This window comes from Acinetobacter sp. YH12040, from assembly GCF_013420005.1.
In the GTDB taxonomy this organism is placed as follows: Bacteria; Pseudomonadota; Gammaproteobacteria; order Pseudomonadales; family Moraxellaceae; genus Acinetobacter; species Acinetobacter amyesii.
In genome coordinates this window covers 40,313-51,269 of record NZ_VOZB01000017.1, presented here as the reverse complement: position 1 = coordinate 51,269, position 10,957 = coordinate 40,313, and the positions used below count along the sequence as shown (strand labels likewise).

Annotated in this window: 10 protein-coding genes; 4 read left to right on the top strand and 6 right to left on the bottom strand. The window is 40.8% G+C overall.

Going from position 1 to position 10,957, the window contains the following annotated elements:
• Positions 1-488: 488 nt before the first annotated feature.
• Entirely contained in the window at positions 489-761 is a 273-nt protein-coding gene (locus FTT99_RS15350) for a hypothetical protein (RefSeq protein WP_078194471.1), read from the bottom strand.
• A gap of 225 nt (positions 762-986) precedes the next feature.
• Here FTT99_RS15350 and FTT99_RS15345 point away from each other — a divergent pair, with 225 nt between their 5' ends.
• Positions 987-1,628 carry a YitT family protein gene (locus tag FTT99_RS15345; RefSeq protein WP_180131306.1) on the top strand — a complete coding sequence of 214 codons (642 nt, stop codon included), beginning with the start codon at positions 987-989 and terminating at the stop codon, positions 1,626-1,628.
• A 493-nt stretch (positions 1,629-2,121) separates the two neighbouring features.
• Here the strand turns inward: FTT99_RS15345 and tyrS are convergent, their stop codons facing one another.
• Positions 2,122-3,354 (bottom strand): tyrosine--tRNA ligase, encoded by a 1,233-nt coding sequence (tyrS, locus tag FTT99_RS15340; RefSeq protein WP_171262600.1) that lies wholly within the window; start codon positions 3,352-3,354, stop codon positions 2,122-2,124.
• Positions 3,355-3,417: 63 nt separating this feature from the next.
• Between tyrS and FTT99_RS15335 the strand changes: the two genes are divergently transcribed.
• Positions 3,418-4,545: an anhydro-N-acetylmuramic acid kinase gene (locus tag FTT99_RS15335; protein WP_180131304.1), complete on the top strand. Its 1,128-nt coding sequence runs from the start codon at positions 3,418-3,420 to the stop codon at positions 4,543-4,545.
• A gap of 56 nt (positions 4,546-4,601) precedes the next feature.
• On the opposite strand, the gene FTT99_RS15330 is transcribed toward FTT99_RS15335, so the two are convergent.
• From FTT99_RS15330 to purE, 3 genes are all read right to left on the bottom strand, one after another.
• The gene (locus FTT99_RS15330; protein ID WP_180131301.1) at positions 4,602-5,888 is read right to left on the bottom strand and encodes a lytic murein transglycosylase; all 1,287 of its coding nucleotides are present in this window, start codon (positions 5,886-5,888) and stop codon (positions 4,602-4,604) included.
• A gap of 728 nt (positions 5,889-6,616) precedes the next feature.
• Positions 6,617-7,738, bottom strand: coding sequence for a 5-(carboxyamino)imidazole ribonucleotide synthase (locus tag FTT99_RS15325; RefSeq protein WP_111886091.1), 1,122 nt, complete (start codon positions 7,736-7,738; stop codon positions 6,617-6,619).
• 16 nt (positions 7,739-7,754) lie between these two features.
• Positions 7,755-8,267: a 5-(carboxyamino)imidazole ribonucleotide mutase gene (gene purE, locus FTT99_RS15320; protein ID WP_078189531.1), complete on the bottom strand. Its 513-nt coding sequence runs from the start codon at positions 8,265-8,267 to the stop codon at positions 7,755-7,757.
• A 215-nt stretch (positions 8,268-8,482) separates the two neighbouring features.
• Between purE and FTT99_RS15315 the strand changes: the two genes are divergently transcribed.
• Positions 8,483-8,932: a hypothetical protein gene (locus FTT99_RS15315; RefSeq protein WP_180131298.1), complete on the top strand. Its 450-nt coding sequence runs from the start codon at positions 8,483-8,485 to the stop codon at positions 8,930-8,932.
• 25 nt (positions 8,933-8,957) lie between these two features.
• Here FTT99_RS15315 and FTT99_RS15310 read toward each other — a convergent pair whose 3' ends face one another.
• Positions 8,958-9,296, bottom strand: a complete 339-nt coding sequence (locus tag FTT99_RS15310) for a DMT family protein (RefSeq protein WP_078189529.1) — start codon at positions 9,294-9,296, stop codon at positions 8,958-8,960.
• 274 nt (positions 9,297-9,570) lie between these two features.
• Here FTT99_RS15310 and mpl point away from each other — a divergent pair, with 274 nt between their 5' ends.
• Positions 9,571-10,935: a UDP-N-acetylmuramate:L-alanyl-gamma-D-glutamyl-meso-diaminopimelate ligase gene (gene mpl, locus FTT99_RS15305; RefSeq protein ID WP_180131295.1), complete on the top strand. Its 1,365-nt coding sequence runs from the start codon at positions 9,571-9,573 to the stop codon at positions 10,933-10,935.
• Positions 10,936-10,957 lie beyond the last annotated feature (22 nt).

Genomic DNA, 10,957 nt, shown 5'->3' with positions numbered 1-10,957 from the left:
AATCAATCAGTAAAAATCCACACAAGTTGTTCTTCATAATCTCTTAATGATCTTTCTAACATCTCGTCAATGCTAGAAGCTGGACTTCAATAAACTTAACAACTCAACGCTTCGTGTTTCGTTCGTTTCCGTCTATTTCGTCGGTATGGGGTGCATTCTAGAGCATTTCAGAATCATTGCAACCCCCAATTCACTATATTTTTCACGTATGTATTTTTTATAAGCGTTTTTGCTAAAAAAATTGCACTTTTACTTTTTTTTAAGCATTTTTTATAAACTTTTAGCAAATAGTCGATATTTAATTAAGTAAATTTCTTATATCTAGCAAATCTTTTTCAGCGCTTTTAAGTCTAATAAAAGTGACTTTGATTATTTATTAATCATTAGTCTACTTTTCTGCCTCAAAGCACATCATTTTTTCTGTCATCACACCGATTCAAGCTTCATAGACTTTTTTAGCGTGCATTTTTATATTTCCCAGCATTCTTTTAACGTTCATATGCTAAATGTTGCATGACTTCCAAGATGACTTGTTGCTTTCCACGGAAATCTTCAGCAGAAAATAGCAGCTTTGCACGTCGAGGGAGTTGTTCTCTTACCAATGCGAATAGTTGGTACTGTGCTGCGATATCCAAATCATGTAATTGTTGCTGCGCCTCACAAAATAATGCTCGCTTATGCTGTGTGGTTTGGTAGTCAAATAAATACCTCAAGATTCGATCGATCTGTTCATCATGATTATCGGTATTGTAATACGCCATGTTGTTGCTCTTTTTTGATTTTTGACCATTGTTCCATAAGGCCTGTTTTTTGCAAAAATTATTTTAATTACATGCTTAGTCATTTTTGCTGATAAAAATACAGCCTATTTATGTGAATAATCACTATTAACGATCACAGTCATAAAAAGCCACTATTTTTGGGCTTTAGACGCATAGAGCGCAGGCTGCATTTCACGTACACTCTTTTTATTTTTTAGGTGCAGGATGCCAACACAGTTTTTTCCACGCTTATTCTTACTATTAAGCGGATTAGGATTATTAGCTTTTGGTGTCGTACTCTCTATACATTCAAATTTAGGGACATCCCCTATTTCTTCGGTGCCCTACAGCTTTAGCTATATCTTTCCACTCACCGTCGGCACATTAACAGTATTAATGCATATCGTCATGATTCTGCTGCAAATGCTGATCTTAAAATCACGCTTTCAGTGGATACAGTGGTTGCAATTACCCGTGGGAATTTTGTTTGGTGCATTTATTGACGGTTTAATGTGGTTCACCCAAGGCTGGAGCATAGAAAGTTACCCACTTCAACTCCTGGCTTGCTTGGCAAGTTGCCTGATTACTGCTTTAGGTGTGAGCTTAGTGGTCAAAGCCAGTCTAGTCCTCTTGGCTGCAGAAGGCCTCTATCAAGCCATTGCTGTTCGTTATCGCCTTGATTTTGGCAACTGTAAAACCTATGGCGACATCCTCTTGGTCAGTATTGCGGTTATCAGCAGTTGGCTGGTCTTACATCAAGTCATCGGAGTACGTGAAGGCACCATTATTACCGCACTTTTAGTGGGAACATTAGTTAAGCGGATCTTACCTAAATTAAGCTTCATTCAATTTGGTTCTAAGCCCTAAAACCAAGCTCCATGAACATCTATCTAAGTAAAGATATTTTAAAGCTCGATTGAATCGGGCTTTTTTTCTGGCGCGATTAAAATCTTTAATACAGAAATGAATGTGATTTTTGAAAGGAATAGCTCAATTTTACAAATAAAAAAGGGAAAGATCTCTCCCAAAATCTTTCCCTTAGAATTGAATCTTTAGTCGATCCATCGTGTAGTTATTATAGTTATTTGTTAACTCACTAAAAAAAGAGTCCCTTGGGGAAGAGACTTATAAAAAGTGGAGTTATCGTTATGTACCCTCTAGATGGTATATATCTCTCTAGATGAATAAATCTTATACATAAAATTCAAGAAATGCAACACATTTGGCAAAATTTAAGTGTTGTTTTTATAAGGTTTTTTTTGAATTTTCTTATTTATATTATTAATATATTAATTGGTAAAAAAAAGCAGGCCGAAGCCTGCTTTTAATTCAATAACTTAACTATAAATTCAAGAATTTATTAGTCGGTAAAAGTTACTTTTGCGATCGCTTTTTTGCTCGCTTGGATGATCAAAGTTTTGTTTTCTGACACAGCATAACCTGCATCAACCACTTCCCAATCCACTTTTACCGCGCCACGACCAATTGCATCTTTTGCTTGAGCTGCATTTTTAGTCAAGCCCGCTTCACGCAAAATAGAAGTAATGAAAATCTCACCACCAAATGCGCCACGAGAAATCGTCACTTCTGGTGTACCTTCTGGAAGTTCACCTTCAGTAATCAAGTTACCTGCGCCTTTGTGCGCATTTGCTGCAGCTTCTGCTCCATGGAAACGCTCAACCAATTCAAGTGCAAGAATTTTCTTCACTTCTTGTGGGTTACGACCTTCAGCCACTTCTTTAAGCAACTGTTGAATTTCTTCAATCGATTTAAAGCTCAATAAGTCAAAGTAACGTTCGATCAAATCATCTGGCATTGACAACACTTTTTGGTACATCGCACCGGGTGCATCAAATACGGCAATATAGTTACCCAAAGATTTAGACATTTTATTTACGCCATCTAAACCTTCAAGAATTGGCACAGTAATGCACACTTGAGATTCTTGGTCATAACGGCTTTGTAATGTACGACCCATCAGCAAGTTAAAGGTTTGGTCTGTACCACCCAGCTCTACATCCGCTTCTAGCGCAACTGAGTCATAACCTTGCACCAATGGATATAAAAATTCGTGAATCGCAATTGGTTGATGGCTGTTATAACGTTTAGTGAAGTCATCACGTTCCAACATACGTGCCACAGTTTGCTGTGAAGCCAACTGAATCAAGTCAGCAGCAGTTTTTTGACCAAACCACTCTGAGTTGAACACAACTTTAGTTTTCGCAGGGTCAAGAATCTTAAATACTTGTTCTTGATACGTTTTAGCATTTTCTAAAACTTTTTCACGTGACAACGGTGGACGCGTAGCGCTCTTACCGGTTGGGTCACCGATCATGGCTGTATAGTCACCAATCAGGAAGTAAACTTCATGACCTAAATCTTGGAAAACTTTTAATTTATTAATCAGAACCGTATGACCTAAATGTAAATCAGGTGCAGTCGGGTCAAAACCCGCTTTAATTTTTAATGGGCGATTCTGCTTTAATTTCTTAAGAAGATCTTCTTCAGAAATAATCTCATGTGTGCCTCGTTGGATGAGGGCAAGTTGTTCTTCAGCCGGCAGGAAATTTGACATCACAAAATCCAAATAGATCAGTTATACAATTTGTGCGATATACTAACACTTTTTCAGCACATTGCAGGCTTAAGAATCATCATGACAGCGATCTACATTGGGGTAATGACCGGCACGAGCATGGATGGTGTCGATATTGTTGCTGCTTCTTTTGATCCTTTAGAGATTCATGCGACGCTCACACTTCCCTTTGACCCAGACCTTCGTGATGAACTGATGGCACTTACTTTGCCTGATGATAACGAAATTGATCGCATGGGTAAGGCAGACGTTGCTTTAGCTCAAATGATCGGTCAGGGCATCAATGAATTGATCGAGAAGAATGAGCTAGATCGTAGTCAAATCAAGGCGATTGGCTCACATGGACAAACCATCCGCCACCGTCCTGAACATGGTTTTACCCTACAAATTGGCGACCCAAACATTATTACCGAACTCACTAAAATCCCTGTAATTTCAGACTTCCGCCGCCGTGATATGGCTGCAGGTGGTCAAGGGGCACCGTTGGTACCTGCATTTCATCAAGCGCTCTTCCAACACGATAGTATTCACCGTGTGATATTAAATTTGGGTGGTATTGCCAATGTTAGCATGTTGCCTGCGGGTAAACCTGAAGATGTCTATGGCTTTGATACAGGCCCTGCAAACATTTTAATGGATGCATGGTGCGAACGTTATACTGGTCAGCCCTATGATGAAAATGGGAACTGGGCAGCTTATGGTCAACCTATTCGCAGTCTGCTCGACCGCTTACAAGCACATGAGTTTTTCTCTAAAGAACCGCCAAAAAGCACAGGTCGTGAAGACTTCAATCTAGAATGGTTAGATGAACAGATTCTCGATTGGCGTGGAGATCTCGAATATGATGAACTCGAAGATACGCCAGAAAACATTCAAGCAACCTTAATGAAACTCACCACACGTGCCATTAAAAAAGCCATTTACCGTTCTGATATGGATACTGGTGAAGTCTATGTATGCGGTGGTGGTGCATACAATTCGCACCTATTAGAGCAACTGCGCTGGCGTTTACGTAAACATGAATGGACGGTGCAAAGTACCGCAGATTTAGGCTTAAGCCCAACATGGGTGGAAGCGACGGCCTTTGCTTGGTTGGCGATGCGCTTTGTCAATCAGCTTAGTGCAAATTTACCAAGTGTGACGGGTGCTGCTGGCTATCGTATCTTAGGTACAATCACTGCGGTTTAAGAGTCAAAAACATATAAAAAAGGTCTGCAATTGCAGACCTTTTTATTATTGATGAATTAACGCATCATATTTTTCGCATTTTCATTGCGAAATGCGCGTAAAATCTGTTGCCCTGCACGTCCTGTTGGACTTAAACCCAGTCGATTTTGCTCTTGTCGAATGGCTTGACGGGTTTTATCTCCAATTAATCCATCCACTTTACCGATGTCATAGCCGCGGTTAAGTAAAAATTGTTGAATCTCACGTCGTTCCGCACGTGAAGTCCCAGGATCATCGGTTGGCCATGTCGTACTAAAGCCACCCTTGCCTTGCAAGCGATCGGATAAATGCGCAATCGCTAATGCATAACTCTCTGCGGCATTGTAGCTATAGATTGCATCGAAATTTTTAAACACCAAGAACACAGGCCCACTTGCCCCAGCCGGTGCCATTAAACCTGCTTGGCTCGATCCAGAAAGGTTACCTTGTATTAACGGTGTACCATCGGCACGCTGCAAACCACGATTCATCCAGCTGTCCAAGGATTTTTTATTACGGCGACTTTCACCACTGATCGACATTCCTTCGGGAATTTTTACTTCAAAGCCCCACGGCTGACCAGTTTGCCAACCACGCTTTTTCAGGAAGTTGGCTGTAGATGCCAACGCATCCGTGGTACTCGACACCAAATCACGGCGGCCATCACCATCAAAATCCACGGCCAGTTCTTCATAGGTACTCGGCATAAATTGGGTATGACCAAATGCACCTGCCCATGAACCTTTCAATTGTGATTCATTTAAATCACCACGCTGCAAAATCCGCATGGCTGCAAAAAACTCGCCACGGAAATAGCTTTGACGGCGTCCTTCACAACTTAAAGTGCCCAATGACTGTAATAAAGGATAGCTACCCGCAATATCACCAAAATTACTCTCTACACCCCAAACCGCGACCACGGTTTCAGCAGGCACACCATAAGCCGCTGCGACACGGTTTAATACATCACGATGCTGCGCCAATTTCTGCTGACCCAGTTGTACACGCTCTTCATCTACCAGACCGGACAGATAGTCCCAAATCGGAGTTGAAAACTCAGGCTGATAGTTGAGCTTTTCAATCACAGAATAATCAGGTGTTAAATTTTGTGTATAGCGATCATAAGTGGATGCACTCACACCAGCATTCATTGCTTGCGAGCGCAAATTGGCTAAACAACCTTGAAAGTTATTTTGTGGTGAAATGCTGCTTGTTGTAGGAATGCTCGACGAATTGACAGACTGACCATTAATAATCAACTCGGCATTTGCCTGAGTTATTGCCAATAAAGCAGTCCCGAAAACAAATCCTAAGTGATACTTCATACCCTAGATCTTTTTTGAATTTAAATTGTTGCTTTAACAATAACAGCTCAAAGCAAAAGTTAAAGGTTCAAAACGTAAATTTAAATTCATATTTTCTACTTATTTAAATTCATTTTTAAAATTTGAATTCAAAAGTAGTTATCCACAACCCAACTTTAAATTCATTACAAACCAAACACCGGTTTAAATTTAAATTCAAAACTTTTAAATTTAAAGATAAATTAGGTGCATAAAAAATTATCCACAAATGCAAAATGGGGTAAAAATTCATTTTTATTATTAACAATCAAAATATTATAGGTTTTAAAATATACTCCCTATAGATCCAATAAGTCTGAGCAACTTTTAAATTCAAATTTTAAATTTAAACACGGCGAAATGAATTCATTTTTCAAATTTGAATTCATAAACTTTAAATTCATTTTTTTCGTATAGGATTTTTTGAATTCAAATTCATAGTTTGAATTCAAAAACACAATTTAAATTCAAAACGCTTTGGTTATTTTTTGATTTTGATTCACACACATCACAGGCTATTGATACACAAAAAACCATACGAAGATTAGCGCAGAATATTTATAAATGAATGAACACTTTATGATCAATAGTTTCTTATCGTTTCAGCGATAAGCGGTGTGATTTTGCAAAGAGGCGCAATGATGCCCGAACTATAGCGATAAAAAAAGCGGCCATGTGCATGACCGCTTTTTTATCATTCAAACTATGGTTTAAATGGTCATATCTTCGCTAAGTGCCAGTGGATTCGGCAAAATTTTCGCCAAAGCACGACATAAAGCTGTTAATTCTGCAGTATCGTTCGGCATTAAAGTGATGTGACCGATTTTGCGACCTTCACGCTCTGTTTTGTTATACAGATGCAAATGTGCGCCATTCAGTGCCAATACATCTTCAGACTTCGGATGTTGACCAATGATGTTCACCATGACCGTTGGACGAACAACTTCAGTCGAACCTAAAGGTAACCCCGCTACAGCACGAATATGGTTTTCAAACTGTGAACACACTGCACCTTCAATCGACCAATGCCCCGAGTTATGCACACGTGGCGCCATCTCATTGGCATATAAGCCTTTATCTGTCACAAACAGCTCTAGCGTCAAAACACCGACATAATTCAAATGATTGAGCAGGCGAGTAATGTAGTCTTGCGCAACTGGTTGTAAGTCTGCGCTGTTTGGCGCAGGCACAATCGAATGCGACAAAATGCCGTTGTGGTGGTGGTTTTCCGCCAATGGCCATGTTTTCACATCACCATCTTGACCACGCACCGCAATGATTGAGACTTCACGTGAGAAGGTTACAAAGCTTTCCGCGATCAATTCACCTGCAGGGCCTAGTTCAGCCCATGCTTGATCCATTTGCTCAGCGCTACGTAGCACAAATTGACCTTTACCATCATAACCGCCACGCGATGTTTTCAGTACGATGGGTAAACCCAACTCAGCAACAGCAGCTTGTAAACCCTCGAAAGATGTCACGGCCTTATAAGGTGCAACTGGGATAGCCAATTCATCAAACAAAGCCTTTTCGGACAAACGATGCTGTGCAATCGCTAAAGCTTGGCGCGGTGGGTGCAATGCTTTGTTCTTGGTCAACACATCAACATCTGCTAACGGAGTATTTTCAAACTCTAAGCTGAAAACATCTGCGCTCTGAATGAAATCTTGCAAACCATTTTCAGCTTGAGTCGAAATCACTGGACCCAGCGCTGCAGAAGGGCAGTCGGTACTCGCTTCAAAGAAGGTGCATTGAATGTTTAAAGGCAATGCCGCTTGCGCCATCATGCGACCAAGCTGGCCACCACCAAAAATACCAATGGTTTTATCCATGAGAAATGCCCCTTAATTAAGCTTGACCCGGAATATTTTTACTCGCCACTTTATCGGTTTGCGCAGCACGGAAATCTGCAACATTCTTTGCAATTTCAGGACGTGTTAAACCTAAAATTTGTGCCGCCATGATCGCTGCATTGGTTGCACCCGCTGGGCCAATCGCCAAAGTACCGACAGCAATACCTGCTGGCATTTGTACAATTGAAAGTAGTGAATCTACACCATTTAAAATCGATGATTTTACCGGTACGCCAAGTACAGGCAGGTCAGTCTTTGCTGCGCACATGCCTGGCAAATGTGCTGCACCGCCAGCACCGGCAATAATCACTTGAATACCACGATCACGTGCGGTTTCAGCATATTCGAATAATCGATCTGGAGTTCGGTGTGCAGATACAACTTCCGCTTCAAATGGGACGCCAAGCTGTTTCAGCATATTGGCAGTGTTTTCTAGCGTTGCCCAATCCGATTGAGAACCCATGATAATTCCAACGAGAGGAGTGTCTTGTGAAGCGGCCGCATTCATTGCAATGTTTCCAGAGATTAAAGTAAGAGAGAGTAAATCTCGACTAGAGCCAAGCTTTAATAAGAGCCCCATATTATAGACTGAAAATTCATCTCAATAAAATTTAACGGTTGTCTTTAAAAGAAAACTCCATAATATTTTGATGAAAATATTTTTATTTTTTTCAATTTTATAAAAACTTTTATTAAATCAATATTTATAACAACACTTTAAATATGAAACAGATGTTTATCCTACTTACTCTAGCCCTAAGCTCTCAAAGTTTTGCCCAACTCGTTCAACTCAATACGAACCAATTTGTGAAAGAATTTAACCTTTTACAGCAACAAAAAGACTATAACGGCCAAATTAAGAGTAATGGCTACATCCACGAAAAATTTTTAGTCACCGGAAAATCGATCATTGATGAACGTGAGTCGGTCAAGATGACAGGCTATTACAAAGCAGATGATGGCCGCGATAAAATGTATTCAATTTCAGAATATCGTGTGTATTGCGATGACCAAAGCTATGGTTTTGCTCTCATGAACTTTGAAGCAGACGGTCAAATGACTGTACTGACCAGTGAGAGTGATTATGCCTTTGACTATGAAGATCCCACTCCACGAGACCGTGAGTTTAGTAAAGTCCTCAAAAATGCCTGCAAACACGCCTCACTTAAATGATCAGAGCCATGCAGCATTGGATCAGTTAAGCACTGCGAAATACAAAATAGACACATCCAAAAAGGCATAAACCTGCCCACAAATAGTCCAACTTAAAGGGTTGTTTAAAAAGGAAAATCATAAATGGAACGAAGACCAATAGCGTCACGACTTCTTGTGTGATTTTCATTTGACCCAAAGACCACCCATGTTTGGCCAACAGTCGCGTTGCTGGGATCATAAAACTGTATTCGAGTAACGCGATCGCCCATCCAAATAAAATCGCTTGCCAAAGCGGTGCATCATGTAAAAACTTCAGATGTCCATACCAGGCCAAAGTCATAAAACAGTTGGAAATAATCAATAAAAACAGGGCAAGTGACATAAGCAATCAAGATCGCAAAAAATTGCGCATATTGTACGTTTTTCATCAGGATTTCGCGCCTATTTTCCGTGTTTTTATCCTCAAGAAAATTGCGCACATTTGATCAGTTGCGAGCTTAATCTTTTTGCACGATCTCATACAAAAAAATCTATCTTTTCGCTAAGACCCTTGCTATGGTTGCTCTCAAATGAAATTAACCTTTTCAACCAAATCTATAATGACAACACCACAATAACAAAGTGATGTGTCGATAAAAGCAGTGGAGTTAGAACGAATGCATCTGCATATCTTGGGTATTTGTGGCACCTTTATGGGTTCATTGGCGCTCTTGGCTCGTGATTTAGGACATAAGGTGACGGGTTCAGACCAAAACGTTTACCCACCAATGTCTACCCAATTGGAAAATGCAGGCATTACCTTAATGCAAGGCTATGACCGTAGCCACCTTCAACCACACCCAGATCTCGTGATTGTCGGCAATGCCATGAAACGTGGCATTGATGCAGTGGAATACATGCTGAACGAAGGCCTGCCTTATATTTCTGGCCCACAGTTCCTTGCAGACCACGTGCTACAAGGTAAACATGTCTTAGGTGTTGCAGGCACACATGGTAAAACCACAACCACAACCATGTTGGCATGGGTGCTCGATCAAGCGGGTTTAAACCCGGGTTTCTTGATTGGCGGCGTACCCTTAGGCTTTAGTGAAAGCGCACGTTTAGGCGGTGGAAAATACTTCTGTGTAGAAGCCGATGAATATGATTCGGCATTTTTCGACAAACGTTCTAAGTTTGTGCATTACCATCCTAAAACAACGATTTTAAATAACCTTGAATTTGATCATGCCGACATCTTCGATGACTTGGCTGCGATTCAAAAGCAATTCCATCATCTAGTGCGTACTATTCCAAGTGAAGGCCGTATCATTGCGCCCATCACTGAAACAAATATTGATGAAGTCTTGGAAATGGGCTGCTGGACACCTGTAGTGCGTACATCTTTAGATGCCAATAACAAATCTGAACTGTATGCCGAACAATTGTCTGCTGACGGTTCACATTTCAAAGTGCTACAGCATGGTGTCGTGAAAGGCGAAGTGAAATGGAACATGACTGGGCAACACAGCGTAGCCAATGCTTTGGCAACCATTGCTGCGGCTGAACATGTCGGTGTGTCGATTGAAACAGCTTGTGAAGCATTATCTAATTTTGGTGGTGTGAAACGTCGTATGGAACTTCTGGGTACAGTTCGTGGTATTGAGGTTTATGATGACTTTGCTCATCACCCCACTGCCATTGATACCACACTGGAAGGTGCACGTAAGCGTCTCGGTGAGCGTAAATTGTGGGCAGTAATTGAACCGCGTTCGAACACTATGCGTATGGGTAGCCATAAAGATGGGCTTGCACATTCTACACGCTTAGCAGATGAAGTGATTTGGTATCAACCTGAAGGTTTGGATTGGGATTTACAACCTGTGATTGAAGCTGCTGCGAATAAAGCTGTGGTGGCTCGTTCACTGGATGAGATCATTCAAACCATCGTAAGCGAGGCAGGCGAGGGCGATGCTGTGGTGATTATGTCGAATGGCGGTTTTGGTGGTTTACATCAGAAGTTGATCAGTGCATTAAAAGCCTAAACCCACTAGATAAAATAAAAAA